The organism is Streptomyces sp. NPDC086549, assembly GCF_044746205.1.
GTDB lineage: Bacteria > Actinomycetota > Actinomycetes > Streptomycetales > Streptomycetaceae > Streptomyces.
Genome location: NZ_JBIVBS010000024.1, coordinates 1 through 18429 on the forward strand (window position 1 = coordinate 1; position 18429 = coordinate 18429).

General features: G+C 71.2%; 14 protein-coding genes and 1 pseudogene. 9 read left to right on the forward strand and 6 right to left on the reverse strand.

All coding sequences use genetic code 11. The annotated features are described in order from the left end of the window. A pseudogene (locus ACIPSA_RS44490) lies at positions 1–1238 on the reverse strand (excinuclease ABC subunit UvrA); the annotation flags it as partial. 316 nt (positions 1239–1554) lie between these two features. Next, positions 1555–2616: a glycoside hydrolase family 5 protein gene (locus ACIPSA_RS44495; protein WP_402646202.1), complete on the reverse strand. Its 1062-nt coding sequence runs from the start codon at positions 2614–2616 to the stop codon at positions 1555–1557. A 389-nt stretch (positions 2617–3005) separates the two neighbouring features. Between ACIPSA_RS44495 and ACIPSA_RS44500 the strand changes: the two genes are divergently transcribed. Beyond that, a complete protein-coding gene (locus ACIPSA_RS44500) occupies positions 3006–3995 on the forward strand; it encodes a LacI family DNA-binding transcriptional regulator (protein ID WP_402646447.1) in 990 nt (329 codons plus the stop codon). Between the two features lie 199 nt (positions 3996–4194). On the opposite strand, the gene ACIPSA_RS44505 is transcribed toward ACIPSA_RS44500, so the two are convergent. Continuing rightward, positions 4195–4398 carry a hypothetical protein gene (locus ACIPSA_RS44505; protein ID WP_402646204.1) on the reverse strand — a complete coding sequence of 68 codons (204 nt, stop codon included), beginning with the start codon at positions 4396–4398 and terminating at the stop codon, positions 4195–4197. Between the two features lie 790 nt (positions 4399–5188). Here ACIPSA_RS44505 and ACIPSA_RS44510 point away from each other — a divergent pair. Beyond that, positions 5189–5968 carry an SDR family NAD(P)-dependent oxidoreductase gene (locus tag ACIPSA_RS44510; protein WP_402646207.1) on the forward strand — a complete coding sequence of 260 codons (780 nt, stop codon included), beginning with the start codon at positions 5189–5191 and terminating at the stop codon, positions 5966–5968. A gap of 115 nt (positions 5969–6083) precedes the next feature. Next, on the forward strand, positions 6084–8567 hold the full coding sequence (locus ACIPSA_RS44515; protein WP_402646210.1) for a SpoIIE family protein phosphatase: 2484 nt from the start codon (positions 6084–6086) through the stop codon (positions 8565–8567). A 33-nt stretch (positions 8568–8600) separates the two neighbouring features. Here ACIPSA_RS44515 and ACIPSA_RS44520 read toward each other — a convergent pair whose 3' ends face one another. Beyond that, complete coding sequence (locus ACIPSA_RS44520) at positions 8601–12410, reverse strand: hypothetical protein (RefSeq protein WP_402646212.1); 3810 nt, start codon at positions 12408–12410, stop codon at positions 8601–8603. 329 nt (positions 12411–12739) lie between these two features. Here ACIPSA_RS44520 and ACIPSA_RS44525 point away from each other — a divergent pair, with 329 nt between their 5' ends. From ACIPSA_RS44525 to ACIPSA_RS44545, 5 genes are all read left to right on the forward strand, one after another. Beyond that, the gene (locus ACIPSA_RS44525; RefSeq protein ID WP_402646215.1) at positions 12740–12886 is read left to right on the forward strand and encodes a hypothetical protein; all 147 of its coding nucleotides are present in this window, start codon (positions 12740–12742) and stop codon (positions 12884–12886) included. A gap of 1 nt (position 12887) precedes the next feature. After that, positions 12888–13889, forward strand: a complete 1002-nt coding sequence (locus tag ACIPSA_RS44530; RefSeq protein ID WP_402646217.1) for a peptidoglycan-binding protein — start codon at positions 12888–12890, stop codon at positions 13887–13889. 201 nt (positions 13890–14090) lie between these two features. Continuing rightward, on the forward strand, positions 14091–14513 hold the full coding sequence (locus ACIPSA_RS44535; RefSeq protein WP_402646219.1) for a pyridoxamine 5'-phosphate oxidase family protein: 423 nt from the start codon (positions 14091–14093) through the stop codon (positions 14511–14513). A gap of 166 nt (positions 14514–14679) precedes the next feature. After that, positions 14680–15525, forward strand: a complete 846-nt coding sequence (locus tag ACIPSA_RS44540; protein WP_402646222.1) for a class I SAM-dependent methyltransferase — start codon at positions 14680–14682, stop codon at positions 15523–15525. Positions 15526–15537: 12 nt separating this feature from the next. Beyond that, positions 15538–15864: a cupin domain-containing protein gene (locus ACIPSA_RS44545; protein WP_402646225.1), complete on the forward strand. Its 327-nt coding sequence runs from the start codon at positions 15538–15540 to the stop codon at positions 15862–15864. Between the two features lie 107 nt (positions 15865–15971). Here ACIPSA_RS44545 and ACIPSA_RS44550 read toward each other — a convergent pair whose 3' ends face one another. Beyond that, positions 15972–17153, reverse strand: a complete 1182-nt coding sequence (locus ACIPSA_RS44550) for an aromatic acid exporter family protein (RefSeq protein WP_402646228.1) — start codon at positions 17151–17153, stop codon at positions 15972–15974. A 143-nt stretch (positions 17154–17296) separates the two neighbouring features. On the opposite strand from ACIPSA_RS44550, the gene ACIPSA_RS44555 reads away from it, so the two are divergent. After that, the gene (locus ACIPSA_RS44555; RefSeq protein WP_402646231.1) at positions 17297–17566 is read left to right on the forward strand and encodes a hypothetical protein; all 270 of its coding nucleotides are present in this window, start codon (positions 17297–17299) and stop codon (positions 17564–17566) included. Here ACIPSA_RS44555 and ACIPSA_RS44560 read toward each other — a convergent pair. Beyond that, positions 17542–18420, reverse strand: coding sequence for an STM4011 family radical SAM protein (locus tag ACIPSA_RS44560; protein ID WP_402646234.1), 879 nt, complete (start codon positions 18418–18420; stop codon positions 17542–17544). The genes ACIPSA_RS44555 and ACIPSA_RS44560 overlap by 25 nt on opposite strands. Positions 18421–18429 lie beyond the last annotated feature (9 nt).

Sequence of the window (18429 nt, forward strand, 5' to 3'; positions counted from 1 at the left end):
ATGTCATGCGGGTGCAGGCCGATGGTCGGCTCGTCGAACACGTACGTGACGTCGGTGAGCGAGGAGCCGAGATGGCGGATCATCTTCACCCGCTGCGCCTCGCCGCCCGACAGCGTGCCCGCCGGCCGGTCAAGTGCGAGATAGCCGAGGCCGATCTCCACGAACGAGTCGAGCGACTGCTGCAGCGCCGTCAGCAGCGGCGCCACCGACGGCTCGTCGAGACCGCGGACCCAGGCGGCCAGATCGCTGATCTGCATCGCGCAGACGTCGGCGATGCTGAGCCCCTTGATCTTCGACGACCGGGCGCCCTCGTTGAGCCGGGTGCCGTCGCAGTCGGGGCAGACCGTGAACGTGACGGCCCGCTCGACGAACGCCCGGATGTGCGGCTGCATCGACTCCTTGTCCTTGGAGAGCATCGACTTCTGGATCCGCGGGATCAGACCCTCGTAGGTCATGTTGATGCCCGCGATCTTCATCCGGGTCGGCTCGTGGTGGAGGAAGTCGTGCAGCTCCTTCTTGGTGAACCTGCGGATCGGCTTGTCCGGGTCGTAGAAGCCCGACTCGCTGTAGAGCCGCGAGTTCCAGCCGCCTCCCGTGTAGCCAGGGGCGGTGATCGCGCCTTCGTTGAGCGACTTGGAGTCGTCGTAGAGCTGCGTGAGGTCGAGATCGGTGACCGAGCCCCGGCCCTCGCAGCGCGTACACATGCCGCCGGTGATGCTGAAGCTGCGCCGCTCCTTCACCTTCTGTCCGGCGCGCTCCACGGTGACCGCGCCCGCGCCGCTGATCGAGGCGATGTTGAAGGAGAACGCCTTGGGCGAACCGATGTGCGGCCGTCCGAGCCGGCTGAAGAGGATGCGCAGCATCGCGTTGGCGTCGGTGGCGGTGCCGACCGTGGAGCGGGGGTCGGCGCCCAGCCGCTGCTGGTCGACGATGATCGCGGTCGTCAGCCCGTCGAGTACGTCGACCTCGGGCCGGGCCAGCGTCGGCATGAAGCCCTGCACGAAGGCGCTGTAGGTCTCGTTGATCAGCCGCTGCGACTCCGCGGCGATCGTGTCGAACACCAGCGAGCTCTTGCCCGATCCGGAGACACCGGTGAACACCGTCAGCCGCCGCTTGGGGATCTCGATGCTGACGTCCTTGAGATTGTTCTCGCGCGCGCCGTGCACACGGATCAGATCATGGCTGTCGGCAACGTACGGCACAGGCGACAGCGCGTCCGTGTTCGTGGCCATGCTCATCCTGTCTCCATCTGTCGGGTGGAGACATTCACACTACGTGTGGCTCGGGGGTATGTGCTTCTCCATTCCTGATCGGTACGGGCACCTGTTTCGCCGCCGGCCCCCGTTCGATGCGGCACGCGAAACAGGGTCGGTGCCCGGCGCACTGGACCCGGGTCGGCTGCACGACGTGCGGCCGGACCGCGATGCCGTCGGCTGTGAGCCCGGGCGCGCACTCCCCGGGCACTCGTTGGTGATGCGGACGGTGACGGACGCCACGTTCGCCGCGCGGACGGAGACGAACGCGGCGCATACCGGCAACCCCGCGGGCCCCCGGTCAGGGCTGGACGGGCTTGCCCCGTCCCCAGGCCCAGGCGAGGCGGTCGGCCCCGGACTGATTGGTGGTGGCCAGCCACGGCCGGGAGGAGGGCCCGACCAGGGTCTGCAGGGAGTAGATGTCGTCGGTCCGCAGGCCCGGCCAGTAGACGGACCCCATCTTCAGCTCGCGGAACGTGTCGGTGACCGCCTGGATGAAGTTGACGTAGTTGTTGTCGGGAGTCGCCTTGTCGTAGTCGAGGCCGGTGGTCATCGGGGCTCCGAACTCGTCGGCGACGGTCCGGTCGGCACAGTCGCCGATGCGCTCCTTGAGGTCGGCCACCCACTGGTCGTAGGTGGCGTACTCCTTCCAGAACCCGTAGTGGTGCAGCGACAGGTAAGTACCCTTCAGACGCGGGTCGGCGCAGACCGAGGTGACGTGGTCGTTGTAGCCGGCACCGCTGACGAAGACCCTGTCGCGGGGAACGGACGGGTAGGTGTCCAGCCACTTCGCGGCTATGTCGGCCCATTCCGTGTCCGTGTAGCCGTGGGGTTCGTTCATCGGCTCGAAGTAGACGTGAGCGTCGTACTTGTAGGCCTTGACCACGGTGTTCCACATGGGCCAGTACGTGGCGGGGTCGTCGATGTAGCCGTCCTTGCGGGCGCCCGTGCCCTCCCAGTAGGAGACGATCACCTTGAAGCCCTGGGCCGACGCCGCGTCGATGACACCACGGTACGACTTCCAGTAGGAGCCGTTGACGGTGTACGGGTTGATGGGCAGCCGGACCGTGTTGGCGCCCAGGTTCGCGCGGAACGCCGCGATCACACGGCTCGCCTTGACGTATGTCTGGGCATAGGTGTCCGAGAGCGAGAGCCCGGACAGGACGACCGGGTCGTCGGCGAAGTTGTCGCGCGGGTCGGCCCAGTTGACGCCCTTGAACCGGGTGGTGTCACCGGTACGGGGCGCGGCGGAGGCGGGGCTGCCGGCCAGGGTGGAGCCGCCGAGCGCGGCGATCGCGGCGACTGCCGCGAGGGCGGTCCGCAGTCGGGGGGTGAGACCGGTACGTGCGGGGGTCTTGCTCATCGGCTTGCCCTTTCAGGAGATGGCAGCTCGGCTGAGGGGAGTTCGCGTGTGGACGAGCGACTCCACCGGACGCGGCCCCGTGTTTACGTAAACATGCCGTGGACAAGAAGACGGCCGGTTCTTCGGCCGGGGTACCTTGCAGGCGATGTTTACGTAAACTTCAGGGCGTCGGAATCGTGGCATCCGCCTCAGGAGCCGTCAAGGTTTCCCACGCGTAACATCCCTTCCATCGCGTGGTGTTGACGTGACCTGGAGCAGGGCCGAGGGAGTCGGGGACGGGCGGAGCGATGGACCTGAACGACCCCGTGCAGCGGATCCCCGCACCCACGGGCGGCGCTCAGCGGGGCGGATCCGGTGTGCCCGGCGAGCGCCGCAAGCAGCGCGTCTCCATGGCCGACGTCGCCAGACGGGCGGGCGTCTCCTCCCAGACGGTCTCACGGGTCTCCAACGGCCATCCCGGAGTGATCACTTCGACCCGGGAGCAGGTACTCGCCGCGATGCGGGAACTGGGCTACCGGCCCAACAGCGCCGCACGCGCCCTGCGCTACGGCCAGTTCAACACCATCGGCGTGATCCTGTTCAGCCTCTCCTCCACGGGCAACAGCCGCACCGTGGAGGCGATCGCCACACACGCCGCTGCCCACGGATACGCGATCACCCTGATCCCCATCGACGTCCCGACCCAGGACAATGTGCTGGGGGCCTTCACGAGGATGGGCGAGCTGGCCGTCGACGCCGTGATCGTCATCATGGAGGTCCATCTGCTCGACACCGCCACCGTGCAGTTGCCGCCCGGCGTGCACGCCGTCGTCGTGGACTCCGACGCCGGCGACCGCTACAGCGTCGTCGACACCGACCAGGCCGACGGTGCCCAAAAGGCCGTCAGCCACCTGCTCGGCCTGGGCCACAGGACCGTGTGGCACGTGACCGGCCCCCAGACCTCCTTCGCCGCCCAGCGCCGCACACAGGCCTGGCGCGCGGTCCTGGAGGAGGCCGGACGCCCGGTACCGCCGCCCCTGCACGGCGACTGGTCGGCCGAGTCCGGCTACACGGCGGGCCTCGCCCTCGCCGAGGAACCCGCCTGCACCGCCGTGTTCGCAGCCAACGACCAGATGGCTCTGGGCCTGTTGCGCGCCTTCCACGAGCGCGGCCTCTCCGTGCCCACGGACATCAGCGTCGTCGGCTTCGACGACATCCCCGACGCCGCCTACTTCGTACCGCCCCTCACCACGGTCCGCCAGGACTTCGCGGAGGTCGGCCGCCGCTGCGTCGAGGGAGCCCTCGAACAGATCCGCACCCGGGGCACCTCCCGGCCCGGCACCGACCTCGTCCCGACCTCCCTGGTCATCAGACACAGCACGGCTGCGCCGCGCGGCTGAGACGCGGAACGAGGGTGTCCGGCCCCGGCGTTGTGTTCGGCCGACGTGCCCGGGCGGCGGGGTCGGGACAGGTGCCGGCGCACCTGCCCGGGTGTGCCGGTGGAATCGGTCGAGGGCGTCGCCGACTGCCTGTCGGGGCGACGCCGCCAACTCCTTGCGGAACGACTGCGGATGGCCCGCCCGCCGTCCTGATGGGGGGTCAGGCCAACGGGTTACGGGGAGACGGGAGGAACTCTCCGGCCGAGAAGGCCGACTGTCCGAACAGGCCTGCGGCGGCCCCTGGCTCGGAGCGCATCACCTGGGCGAGATCACGCCGTATGCGATCGGCTTCGCCACGTACACGGGCGGGGATGTCGCCTCGCTCGGCAACGAGACGGTTGTAGATGGGAGTTTCCTGGAACACGATGGCGTCTGCCTTCTTTCGGTGTGCGCGGCACGGTGGCAACCGGTCCGCAGGCCGGTGATGAGGCCGGTGATGTGAGGGTATGCGCGAGCCGGGAGTGATCGGACGGCGGGCCGCGAAAGCGCTTGCACCGGCATCTCTGGGGCCGAACCCGTTCCGCCCCGGCCCGACCGGCCCGACCGGACGCTCATGGGCGGTCCTGAGGGCCGTGCCACAGGTGAGCGGGCCGGGAAGCACACCGAGGTGCTCATCCGGTCGTGCACAAGTACGGGCCATGCTCGGCACCCTAAGGTGCGGCAATCGCAACGCGGGGGGCGAAAAGGGGTGCGAGGGGGCGGCCCGCTCTCTGATTCGCGCCACAGCACGCCCCTCACGGCGGGGTCACGCGAGGCTCGACCGCGGTCACCAGGGCACCGGACAGCTCGTCCGGGGAACGGCACCGGGCTCCGCGGAGCGGCACCGCTCGCTCGTCCTGCGGGTGCCTGCGCGCACAGGCGGGCAGGAACGTCCGCCGCACCGCTGCGCGTGCCCGGCACCGGCTCACCTGGCCGCGGCCCGGCGACCAAGCCTCCACGCTGCGCCCCATGGCGCGCACGCCGGACCCCTGGTGTCACCACCGCGTCGAACACGCACCGGCCGCATGGCTCAGTGTCAGGATCACAGCGCGCTCGGGGAGTTCACGCAACGGTGGAGAGAGCCCGAGCAATGGCCGGATCCGCCCGGTTGGTGCCCCACCGACGCGTTCCGCCCGGGGCACTGTCGTCGCGGACTCTCCGTCTAAGGTGCGGTCATGATCTCGCATAGCTACCTCTCCGAACTGTTCTCGCTGGACGGCCGGGTCGCCGTGGTGACGGGCGGCAGTTCGGGCATCGGCCGGGCCATCGCCGGGGCTCTCGCACGAGCCGGGGCGAGCGTGGTGGTCGTTGCGCGCAAGGAGCCGGAACTGACCTCCACGGTCGACGAGTTGGCGGCTGACGGCTGCCGGGCGGGCTGGGTGAGCGCCGACCTGGGCACCCGCGACGGGGTGCGCTCGGCGGCGGAGCAGGCGGCCGAGGTGTTCGGCGAGCCCGACATTCTCGTCAACAGCGCCGGCATCAACCTGCGGCCGCCGATGGGCGAGCTGGGCGAGGACGTGTGGGACGCCACGATGGCGGTGAACCTGGAGGCGCCCTATCTGCTGGGCCTGCGGTTCGGGCCCGGCATGGCGGAGCGGGGCTTCGGGCGGATCATCCACATCAGTTCCCAGCAGGCGCACCGGGCGTTCGTCCAGAGCGGCGCCTACGGCGTCTCCAAGGGGGCGCTGGAGTCGCTGGCCCGCTCCCAGGCCGAGGCGTGGTCGCCGTACGGTGTCACCTGCAACACGCTGGTGCCCGGCTTCGTCATGACCCCGCTCAATGCGCGGTTGTCGTCCGACCCGAAGAAGGTGGCGGAGCTGGCCGCGCGCACGATGGTCGGGCGCAACGGCCTGGCCGAGGACTTCGCCGGAGCGGCGGTGTTCCTGGCCGGCCGCTCCTCCGGCTACGTCACCGGGCAGGCGATCTTCGTCGACGGCGGGTTCTCCGTCCACTGAGCCCCGACAGCGCAGGGCAGCGTCGATTCAGCGGGTGCCACGGGTCATGGACCGAGGCACCATGTACATGTGGGTGTCCCGGGCGTGACGATGCCGAATGGAGCGGTGCGACACCATGCTGCCTGACACGCCGGTCGAGCCACGGGGGGACGCGTTCGCCGTCGTGGACGGGCGCGGCGTGGTGGTCAGCTGGAGCCCGGGAGCAGAGCGACTGCTCGGTTACACCTCGGCGCAGGCCCGGGGACTTTCCTGGGAGAGTCTGGTGCTCTCGCAGGGCGACACGGCCCGGATCGCGGACCTCTGCCGCGCCGACCGGTCCACCCGTGTCGGCGCCTCTTCGCTGCGTCACCGTGACGGCCACCCGGTGGGGGTGGTCCTGTGGGCACACCCCTTCGCCCGCGACGACGCGGCGCAATGCCTCCTGCAGGCCGAGAGCGCGGAAGCGGGCCGGCAGCGCGAGCTGCGCCAGGCGCTCCTGAGAGGCCTGTTCACCGAGTCGCCGTTCATCATCGACGTCTTCGACCCCGATCTGCGGTTCCTGGCCCAGAACAGGTCGAGCAGCCGCGCCCCCGGATTCGCCGACAGCGTCATCGGCCTCACCATGCAGGAGGCGGCCCCGGCCGGGCTGCTGGACACGACTGCGCTGGAAGAACGCCAGCGGCGTGTCCTGACCGAGGGCAAGGCGTTGACCGACACCGAGGTGCGCGGCCGTGATCCCCGGGAGCCGGACCGGGACAAGGTGTGGTCGGAGAGCATCCTGCCACTGCGCGACACAGACGGAGAGGTCATCGCGCTGGCGCACATGGTGTTCGAGAGGACCGAGGAGGCCAGGGCACGGGAGCGGCTGGACCTGGTGAACGCGGCCAGCGCCCGGATCGGCAGCATGCTGGATGTCCTGTACACGGCGAAGGAGCTCACGGACGTGTCCGTGCCACTGTTCGCCGACTACGCCTACGTCAATCTGCTCGAATCGGTCTTCGGCGGCGAAGAGCCGGTGAGCGGCCCTGCCAGGGCGGTCGAGCCGCTACGGCGGGCCGCGGAGACCATACTGCCGGGGGAGCGCCCCACGAGGCTGCTCGGTACGGGCGAGATCGATCCGTTCGCCGCGGAGCCCGGCTGGCCCGGCGCCAGGGCACTCGTCCTCGGCAGGCCACTGCTGCTGACCGGGCAGGACCTCAGCACCGCACTGACCGCATGGAACCCGGAGCGGGCCGCGGAGCTCAAAGAGCGTGGAGTTCACTCCTGCCTGGTGGTGCCGATGGGAGCACGAGGTGCCGTCCTTGGTGTCGTGGTGTTCGCGCGCTTCGCCCGGGCGCACCCGTTCGAGGCCGATGACGTCCCGCTGGCCGAGGAGATCGTGACGCGGGCCGGCGTCTGCATCGACAACGCGAGCCGGTACACCCGCGAACGCACCACGGCGATGGCGCTCCAGCGCAGTCTGCTGCCGCACCACCTGCCCACCCTCAGCGGCATCGAGACCGCATCGCGCTACCTGCCGGCGACCGGGCAGGTGGTGCTGGGAGGTGCCTGGTTCGATGTCATCCCCCTGTCGGGGGCGCGGGTCGCCCTCGTGGTCGGGGATGCCGGGGGGCATGGGCTGCATGCGGCGGTGGCCATGGCCCGGCTGCGCACAGCGGTGCGCACCCTGGCAGAGCTGGACTACTCTCCCGACGAATTGCTCGCTCATCTGGATGATCAGGTCACGCGGCTCCGGGACGAGCAGTCGGACAGACCGGACCTCGCCGGGCCGGGGCCGACGTGTCTGTACACGGTCTTCGACCCGATCTCCGCGTCCTGGGCACTGGCGAGCGCGGGCCACCCCCTGCCGACGGTGCTGACCTCCGCCGGAGGGGTCAGAGGCGTCGACGTCCCGGTCGGCGCGCCGCTGGGCACCGGCGGGATCCCCTTCGAGTGCGACCACGTGACGCTCGCCGAGGGCGACACCCTCGTGCTCTGCACCGCTGGGCTGAGCAGGCCGTGGGGCGACGACGGGGAAACCCGGACGCGTCTTCGCTCGCCGTGGCCCTCCCAACGCCCCGGACCGGATCCGTGTGCCTACGGGCGGTCCAGCGGGCTCGAGGCGCTCTGCGACGACGTCCTGAGCCGGCTCCTTCCGGACCACCTTCAGGACGACGTGGCTCTGCTGCTGGCACGAGTGCGCGCACTCGCGCCTGAGAGCCACGCCACCCGGGAAGTGGAGTCCGTCCCCGAGGCCGTCGGACAGGCACGTGCCTGGGCCGTTCAGAAGCTGGCCGCGTGGGGCCTGGAGGAGCTGGCCTTCACCACGGAACTGCTGGTCAGCGAGCTGGTCACCAACGCGCTTCGCTACAGCATGCCCCCCGTCGTCCTACGACTGATCCGCGACCGTACGACCCTGATCTGCGAGGTTTCCGACGGCAGCAGCACGTCCCCGCACATACGGCGCGCCCTGGACACCGACGAGGGAGGGCGCGGGCTGTTCATGGTCGCGACGCTCGCCAAGCTCTGGGGAACCCGCTACCACACACGAGGCAAGACGATCTGGGCCGAGCAACCACTCCCGGCCGGCACGGGATCCGATCGAGTGCCGGCCACGGCCTCGCCCGCAGCGTCGTGGTGAAGGCCGTCCGATCGGTGGACGCGGTACACCCGCTCAGCACGTGCCGCGGTAATCGAGTTCGGGGATCAGCCGGTGCCAGGTCTGGCGGCTGAGGCCTCCCCTGGCCCTTCGGCACACGGTTTGGGCCACCGAGTCAGGGGAAGCGGGGAGCGTCTGCAGCGGGGGGTGGCGCCCTGCCGCGTACAAGCTCCTTCCGTCAGGGCTGAACGCCAGGGTGGACACGCCGTCGTTCGGGTCGTCGCCGTCGGGCGGATCGGTGAGTGCCGAGCCCATGGGCCGGAGCGCGGCGACGTCCCAGAGCTGGACGGTGGGGCTCGACACCGCCAGAGTCCGTGCGTCCGGCGAGAACGCGAGCGCGGTCGCGACTGCCGAGGAGTCGTCGGCGGGACTCGTCGGGGTGAGGGAGGCCAGCCTTTTGCCCATCTGTCCGTCCAGCAGCAGGACGCGTTGCTGTCCTTGCTCGGCGGCCAGATAGGTCCCGTCCCTGCTGAAGGTCAGTGCGGTCAGGTCCCTGGTGTTGTCGTGGGAGGCGACTCCGCCGGATTCCAGGTCGCCGAGATCGGTGTCCAGCGGCATCGCCGCCACATGGCCCGAGGTCAGCTCGGCATAGCGGCCGTCGGAGGCCGCGAGCACCTGCCCGTCGGGGCGTACGGCCAGGATGCCGCCGCCGATACGGTGCAGGACGCGCTTGGTACGCGAGCGCAGATCCCAGGCGTCGACACGTTCCTCCGTGTCATCGACCAGGGAGACGAACAGGGTCCGGCCGTCCGGTCCGAGGGCGATCTGCTCCACCGCGGCTGGCGGGTCGACGGGCAGGTTCAGGGTGGCGGCTCGGGAGCCCCGGGCGTGCCACACGGCCAAACGCTGGTGCGCCACGGAATTGTTGAGGTCGGCCATGGTGTACACGGCCGTCCGGCTGTCGGCGGAGAACGCCAGCAGGGAGTTGCAGTTCACCGACGAGCCGTCAGCCATCTTGCCATCGGTCGAGGTGGGGGCCTCGGGGCACACGGGCAGTGCCTGAGTCTTGTCGGGGTGTGAGCCGGCCCCGGTTCCTGTGAAGGTGAACCGCTCCTGCTCGCCTGCCGGACGGGCGGTGGCGAGGAGCGAGGCGTCCGGGCTGAGCCAGGTCTCGTCCGACGGGGCGTCGGCGCGCGGCCGTGGTGCACCCGTGACGGTGCGTACCATCACGGGCCTGTCGACGTCCGCGGTGACGAAGCGGAACCATCGGCCCGACCGGTCCGGCCGGAGGTCGGATGCGCCCTGCGCCTGGACGGGGTAGCCGGCTCGCGGCTGGGCCTGGCCGGCGGGCTGGTCCCACACCCAGACCTGGTCGGCGCCGAGGGCGGCCAGGGTCCTGCCGTCCGCGCTGTAGCGCAACTCCACGATGTCGCGGCCGCTGAACCGTCCGACGAGTTTTCCGGTCGCGGTGTCCCAGGTGAGGACGTCGGCACCCGTGGCGACCGTGAGCCTCCTGCCGTCCGGGCTGAACGTCGTCACGCACTCTCCGCTCGCCGCGCGTGCCGAGGACTGTGCGAGCGGCACGGTTCGGTGTCCGGGGACGGTCAGGAGCTGGACATGGCTCTTTGAAGGACATACGGCGACGTGCCGGTCGTCGGGAGCGAGGACGGGTGGCGAGGAGAGGTCGAAGATCGGAACGTGCTGCTCCAGGACCGCACGTCGACGCGCGATGTCCCACACCTCGAACCACCCGCCTTCGCGGATCTGGTCGGCGAGCAGCAGAGTGTGCCCGCTCGGTCCGAAGGCGACGTCGCTCGGCTGACGGGGCGGCCCTGGGGTCCGCCTTCCCGTGGCCAGGTCCTGTACGACGATCCGGTTGTGCCGGGCCAGGGCGAGGCGGCGCCCGTCCGGGCTCAGCGCCAGCGCGGTCTCCCCGCGTCCCGTTCCGGGGTGGACACCGGTCCGGCGGTGCGTGGTGACGTCCCAGGTGGTGATGCGCGTCTCGGCGACCTCGACCAGGGTGTTCCCGTCGTCGGTGAGGAAGTCCTGATCGGTGCGGTCCGCGTCCGGCGGGGCGAAGGCGTCCCTGTCCTTCTGGGCCAAGGAGTCCACGAGGGCCGAGCGGGTCTCCGCGATGTCGGCGATGTGCCAGGCTGCCACGCTCAGCCGCATGGCCGTCTGCGGGTCGGAGTCGCGCAGTGTGCCCGCCAGGTCCGCCAGGCGGCGCGCGGTTGCCTGTACACGTCGCCGCTCGCTCGCGCGGTTCTGCTGCCAGGCCACCAGTCCTGCCGTCACGGCGAGGACGAGCAGCACCGACAGGCCGGCGGCGAGCCGCCGCAGCCGTCGGGTGGTACGCGCCGCGCCCCGCCGTTCACGGTCTCGGGCGTCGATGCTCTCGGTGAGGAACTCCTCCTCCGTCCGGGTCAGTTCGCCCCTGCGGTCGGCGAGGGCGAACGCTTCCTCCGCCATGTCCAGCCTGGTGCCGCGGTACAGGGCACCGGGGTCCCGGCCGAGCGCCTCCCACCCGGCCGCCGCCTCGGTCAGCCTGCGCTGTCGGCGCAGCTGTTCCCGGTCGGTGTCGACCCAGTCACGCAGCCGGGGCCACGCGGCGATCAGGGCCTCGTGGGCGAGGTCGACGGTGTCGTGGTCGAGGGTGAGCAGGCGGGCGCGTGCGAGCCGTTCGAGGACGGTTTCGGTGTCGGTGAGGTCACCGAAGTCGAGTTCCGTGCGCGGCACGGGCCGTCGGGTGTCGGGGGTTCCCTCGCCCGGGGTGACGAGGCGCAGCAGGATGCGGCGGGCGAGCCCGGCCTGTGCCGGAGTGAGGTGGGCGAAGATGTCCTCGGCGGTGCGGGCGATCGCACCGTGCAGGCCGCCGGCTCCCTCGTAGGCCTCGACACCCAGGGCCCGGCCTTTGCGCCGGTGCCAGGTTTCCAGCAGGGCGTGGGACATCAGCGGGAGCGCCCCGGGTTCCCCCTCGACGTCGTCGAGGATGCGTGCCGTCAGGGCTCGTTCGACGATCAGGCCCGTGCTCTGGGCGGGTTTGACGATGGCCTCGCGCAGCTCGTCTCGGCTCATCGGCCCGGCGAGGACGGTCCCGTCCTGCAGCGCGGCGGTCAGCCGTGCGTGCTCGGCGCAGCGGCCGAGGAAGTCCGCGCGGACGGCGATGACGACCCGCAGCCGGCTTTCCGCATCGGTGGCGGCGACCAGGTGGTCGATGAACCGGTCGCGTTCCACGGGGTCGGCGCACAGGGTGAAGAGCTCTTCGAACTGGTCCACGATCAGCCACGTGTCGCCGTCCATGTCCTTCGGGACCAGACGCTCGGCATGCGTGCGCACGGGATGCTCGCCGGGGGTGAGGACACGCAGCGCGGCCGGCCGCGGCCCGCTCCGCTCCGGGTCGCGCAGGCGGGGGATGAGGCCGGCGCGCAGCAAGGAGGACTTGCCGCTCCCGGACGGCCCGAACACGGCGGTGAGCCTGCGGGACCGGGTGAGCTCCAGAAGGCGGTCGGTGAGCTGGTCGCGGCCGAAGAACGAGCCGGCGTCGGCGGGTTCGAAGCGGGTCAGCCCCCGGTACGGCGGCTCGGGGTCCTCCTCTTCCCGGGAGCGGGGTTCGGCCGCCTCCTGTGCGGCCGCCTGACGCCAGCGTCCCTCCCATTCGGTCTCGTCGGCTCCGCAGGCACGGACGTAAGCCAGAAGCACCGTGAGAGTGGGCAGCCGCTCCCCAGCGGCCGCCTGGGACAGCGTGCTCGCCCCCTGGCCGGTGCGCCGCGCCATCGACCGGTAGGTCGGGCTGCCCGCCTCCGCGCGCAGCTTGCGTAACTCCGCCGCGAACCGCTGTGCCGGCCCGGCGCTCGGGTCCAGCGGGCTCTCGGGACGCCCCGCCATCACCAGCTCCCCTCCCCCGTCCCGCTTCCCCCGTGGATGCGGCGCGTGCTGGCCGGGAAGCTACGCGCCACTGCGACGCGAGGGCAAACCAGAGGCGCCTTCTTCGGTCAGCGAGCAGGGCTGTGACCTGTGACCTGCGGTGCGGCCATTGATCAGGGTGGCGAAGGCGGCTGCCCATTCAATTCCCGGGCCGCTGAACTCGGTGGTGCAAGGCGGTCACCGAGCCCTTCGGCGCCGGGCACCGGACGGATCGATGGACGTCCGACGCCGGCGTGCGGGGCGCAGTGACCCATCACCCGAAATCCAAGCGAACACAGGAGCCCACGCTCATGACGGACAACGAACAGCCCCCGCCGTACCCGGCCGCAGGCGCCGGCCTCTTCGACGTCGACCCCGACCAGGCCGGCGTCAGTCAGGACCCCGACCACGAGGTCACCTCGGACATCGACGCCCTCGACGACGACTGGGAGCTGTGACATGGGAACCGCACAGGGCATGATCGCCGCCGCGCGCAAGCTGCTGGGCACCGCCGAGCACCCGCCCGGCTCCAACCGCAACCTCGTCACCTCCTGGTACGGCTTCAGCGGCCCGTGGTGCGACATGTCGATCAGCTACGAGGCCGCCCACTCCGGCAACCTGAGTGCCGTCATGGGCAAGTACGCCCTGACCACCGCCCACGCCCGTGCCTTCCAGGCGCACGGCCGCTGGCACTACGGCCTGGGCGGTGTCCGCGCCGGTGACGTCGTCTTCTTCGACTGGTCCGGCGGCCGCTCGATCAGCGGCATCGACCATGTCGGCCTCGTGGAGGCGGTCCACTCCAACGGCACCATCACCACGCTGGAGGGCAACACCTCCGACGCCTTCCGCCGCCGCCTGCGCAACAGCGCCTGCGTGGTCGGCTACGGCCGGCCCGCCTACGACGGCGCCGCTCCCCTGCCGTCCCACGACGGGATCCTGCGGCTGGGCTCCACGGGGAAGGCGGTCAAGGCGCTGCAGAAGAACCTCGACACCGTCCAGCACGCGGGGCTGACCGTGGACGGGCAGTTCGGCCCGGCCACCGACAAGGCGCTGCGGACCTTCCAGAGCAGGAACCACCTGACCGTGGACGGACAGTACGGCCCCCACACCGCCGCGCTGATGAAGGCCGCCCTGGCCGGACACTCCGGTGTCATCAAGCCCAAGGCCCTGGTCGCGCCGCCCGCCCTGCTGGTCGTCGACGGGCAGTTCGGTCCGGCGACATGCGCCGCCCTGCAGCGCACCCTCAACAGCAAGGGGAACGCCGGGCTGGAGGTCGACGGCGCCTTCGGACCGCTGACCGTCAAGGCCCTGCAGACCTACCTGCACGTGACCGCGGACGGCATCACCGGCCCCGACACCGCGACCGCCCTCGACAAGCACCTCGGACTGGCGCCCCAGGACACCTGGGACACCAACACCACCAGCCAGCTTCAGAAGGCGCTCAACGCGGGCACCTTCTGACGACCGGAGCCCTGGGCGCCCCGCACGGCCGGGGCGCCCAGGGCTCCGTGGAAGCAACGACAAGCCTGCTCGCTCGGCGGACCGACCCGGGCAGACCGACCCGAGCACAGCGAGTCGGGCACGGCGCCCCTGGTCCGCGGGGCCGCTCAAGTGGGCCGGTCGGCCCTACCTCCTCGCGGCGCGGCCGGGAACGATGGACTGATGTTCCAGAACGATGGCTTTCGCACACTCGACCGGCAGGAGTCTCTGCGCCTGCTCGCCAAGGTGCCGGTCGGCCGGGTCGTGTACACCCGGCAGGCACTGCCCGCGGTCCTCCCCATCAACTTCTCCCTCGACGCGGACGGCGCCGTCGTCCTGCGTACCTCGGCCGCCTCCGACCTCGTGCGGGCCATCGACGGCGTCGTTGTCGCCTTCGAGGCGGACGAGTTCAACGCGGCAACGGAGTCCGGCTGGAGCGTGGTCGTCACCGGACGGGCCACCGCGGTGAGCGACCCCGCCGAGCAGGAGCGTCTGGAGCAGACCGGCCCCAGCTCGTGGATGCCCCTGCAGGACACGGTCTTCGTACGCATCGAGTCCGAAGTGGTCACGGGACGCGAACTCGGCGGAGCACCCGACACGCGCTGAACGGCAGCCCGCGGCGGCCGCCGGCCTTCGGGACGTCCGTCGCTCCGGCAGAGCACGACGGCCCGCATGGCCCCTCGGACGGGACCTTCGGCCCCCGCACTTGAGCACCCCTTCGAGTTAGGTTCGCCTAAGTAGTGACGGTGCGCGCAGAGAGCGAGGCACAGGCATGGCATCGACGCACCCTCAGGCCCTCCAGAAGGACATCCCCGTCCCCGGCGACGGACTGGACGCCGCCCGTATGCCCGGCCACTGGCTCCTGGCACGCCTGGGCAAGCGTGTGCTGCGCCCCGGCGGGCTAGATCTGACCCGGTGGATGCTCGACTCCCTGGGCGTCGGCCCGGACGACCAGGTGGTGGAACTGGCCGCCGGCCTCGGCGCCACCGCACGCCTCACACTCGCCCGCCACCCCGCCGTCTACACCGCCGTCGACCGCGATCCCGCCGCGGTGACCCTGCTGGGCACCCTCACCGCCCCCGCCCCCACCCGGGTGTCCGCGGTACGGGCGGACGCGGCGGCCACCGGGCTGCCGGACGGCAGCGCCACCGTGGTGTACGGGGAGGCGATGCTGACGATGCAGCCCGGCCCTGCCAAACGGCGCGTCGTACGAGAGGCCCGGCGCCTGCTCGACGACACCACCGGCAGGTACGCCATCCACGAGATGTGCCTGCTGCCCGACGGCCTCGACCCTGCGCTCGCCGACCGGATCGCCGCGGACCTGCACGAGACGATTCACGTCGGTGCCCGTCCCTTGACCCCGGCCGGTTGGAGCGAGCTCCTCGCCGACGAGGGCTTCACCGTCATCGCCCGCAGGACGGCACCCATGGCGCTGCTCGAGCCGCGCCGACTGGTCGCCGACGAAGGGCTGGCCCAAGCCCTGGGCATCGCCTGCCGGGCCCTGCGCGACCCGGCCGCCCGCCGCCGGGTCATGCACATGCGCCGCGTCTTCCGCCGCCACCGCGCCCACCTCGGCGCCATCAGCCTGCTCGCCGCCCCCACCCCGCTCCAGCCCTGAGGAGACTCCCTCATGTCCGCCACCGTGATCACCGACCTGACCGCCGAGCTGACCGTCCCGGAGGACGGCACCCTCAGCCGCGTCCTGTACCGCGACGACCGGCTGCGTGTGGTCGGGTTCGCGTTCGCCGCCGGCCAGGAACTGACCGAGCACACCTCGGCCCTGCCCGTGGTCATCCAGGTCGTCAAGGGCCGCCTCGACCTGGTGCTCGGCGAGGAGAAGACCGAAGCCCTCCCGGGATGCTGGATCCACCTGCCCGCCCGGCTGCCGCACACCGTCCGAGCGACCGAGCCCAGCGTCATGCTGCTGAGCATGTTCCCCGCCCCGGATCCGTCCTGATCCGAGGCACCGTCGCCGACGGCGGCCCGAACCACGCCGACTGCGCCCCTGGTGGTCCGAGGACGCCCGGCCGGGCCGCACGCGTACGACGTGGAGATGGGCGAACCTCACCGCGCGGCCCGGGCGGCAACTCTCCTCACGTGGACGTCCACCCGGTCCAGGTCGGCCAGCAGCCTTTCCACATCGGTCATGAGCGAGCCGTACACGTGCCACGCGCCCGGCCTGGCGAGGGTGCCGCCCTCGATCCGGCCGGTCATGGCCTCGTGCCAGGTCATTGCGCCCTCGATCGCCCCGTGCAGCCTCTCCCGGGGAATCGTCCCGCCCGAGCCGGTGCGTGACAGCGGTTCGGCGAACGCCTGGACGGCGGCTCCCGCCAGCTGCAGGGTCTCGGCATACCGGTCGAGGAACTGCTGACCCAGGCGATGGTCGGCGTGGCTGCCGTGGGCATTGTCCGCCAGGGTTCGCGCGATGCCGCGGACCTGGAGGGAGACCCCGCGCAGGGCTCTCAAGGCCTCGCTCGCGGTCGGATCGCCCTTACGCCGGGCCTGCGCGGCGCATCGCGTGTTCCAGCGCAGACTCTCGTCCGCCCGCTGTACCTGTTCCTCGGCACGGGTCAGACGTTCGTCCAGGTTCCGCGCCCGGAGGAGCCAGGTGTGGGACGCTGCGGCGAGCCGGTGGTGGGCCAGGCCGACGCCCATGTCATGGAGCAGCGTCCCCATCGCATGGGCCAGGCCACGTACAGCGGACTCGGACTCCTCCAGGTAGAGCGGAGGCAGGACGAGGGCGTTCACGGCGATGCCCACGACCGCGCCGACGAGGGTCTCGAGCACCGGCGGCACAACACCGGCCATGGGATCGGCCGCCGCGGCGGCCAGGCCGATGACCGCGGTCGAGGCGACTTGCAGGCGGTCGTCCGCGGTGCGGCGGGGCCCCGCCAGCACGGCGATGACGACGATGACCGCCGCGGCCGCCGCGGTCGGCCCGAGCAGGCGTGCTGTCACCAGGGCCAAGGTCAGGCCGGCCATCCTCGCGAGCACGTTCTGCGCCGCTTTCGTCACGGATCGGTACACCGTGGAGGCGTTGACCATGAGCAGAGCCGTGGCGACCGCCAGGTAGGGGCGCCCTCCGGGAGCCCACTGGCCCGCGACGACCCAGGCGAGCAGTGCCGCGATCAGCGTCTTGAAGCCGTGCACCGCATGACGGGTGTGCTTGACCCGCACCCGACGGAAGAGGTGACGGATCCGCCGCTCCGCCGCGTTCCGCCTCCGCAATATGGTTGAATCTTGCACGAATCCGATGATGACATATCGAGCCCCCACATCCACCCCGATCGACATGTGCCTCACCTCACCCGGTTAGTTGCTTGTTCAAGCAGATTGGCGAACGTAGCTTGAACAGGGTCATGAACGGCAGGCCCCAAAGGAGGAACGCCATGAACAAGACCAAGCGGCGCCTGGCCCAGGCGGGCATCGCCATCTCCCTCGTCGCGTGCGCCGCGTTCGCAGCCGCCGGCCCCGCGCCCGCGGCCACCTCTCGGACCGCCGCGCCAGGCGTCACACGGGCTGCCGCCGTGGCCGACCACTCCGACAGCGGCCTCCGTGCGATGGACCGCTCTTCCCACCGCACCGACCCCTGGATCGCCGACCAGTTGACGACCTTCGACCCCTGGGTCGCTGATCAGTTGGTGCTGTTCACCTCGTGAGACAGCACGGGGGCCACGGCCGGGACGCGCTCCAGGACGCCGCCCGCGAAGACGTCGTACAGGGGCAGCGTCTCCAGGTGGACGTAGCCGATGTGACAGTCGCAGGTGGTGAGGGGGCAGGCGCGGGGGCGCAGGGCCGCGCGGTAGGTGCCGTCGTAGAGGTTGCCGAGTACGGCGCGGACGAAGTGGCAGCGGCGGACCGTGCCGTCGCCGTCGACCGAGATCACGGACTCACCTGTGCGGCAGGGCAGTCCGGCGCTGCTGTGCGGGTGGCGGCTGTACGGGAAGAGCGGGTCGAGGGCGGTCCAGCCGTCGGCCTCGGGGTCCTCATAGGTGTGGCCCTCGGCGGCGTTGACCCACAGGTAGACATGCTCGGGCAGGTCGGCGCGGAGGCGCCGGGCGGCGTCGAGGTGTTCGGGCAGGCCGACGATGCCGACGCTGAAGCGGATGCCGCGGTCCGCCAGGTCGCGGCACTTGGCGAGGAAGCGGTCGTAGGGGGTCTGGCCCGGGTGGTACGTGCACCACAGGGCCAGCGTGTCGGGGTCGGCCCCGGCCAGCCAGTCGGTGCGGCAGCTGAGGTTGGTCTGGATGGCGACCCGGCGGATGTGCGGGAGGTGGGACAGGTCGGCAAGGGTGCGCCGGTACCAGGAGCGGACCAGGCCCTCGCCCCACGGGGTGAAGAGGATCGACAAGCGGTCGTCGGTCCGGTCCGCCGCCCACCCCGCGAACCGTTCCAGCGCGGCGCGGTCGGCGCGCAGTCGGGCGGTCGAGTCGCGTCGCTTGGCGAAGGGGCAGTAGGGGCAGTCGTAGTCGCAGGAGGCGAGCGGCCCCCGGTAGAGCAGGGTCAGGTCCACGGCGGGCCG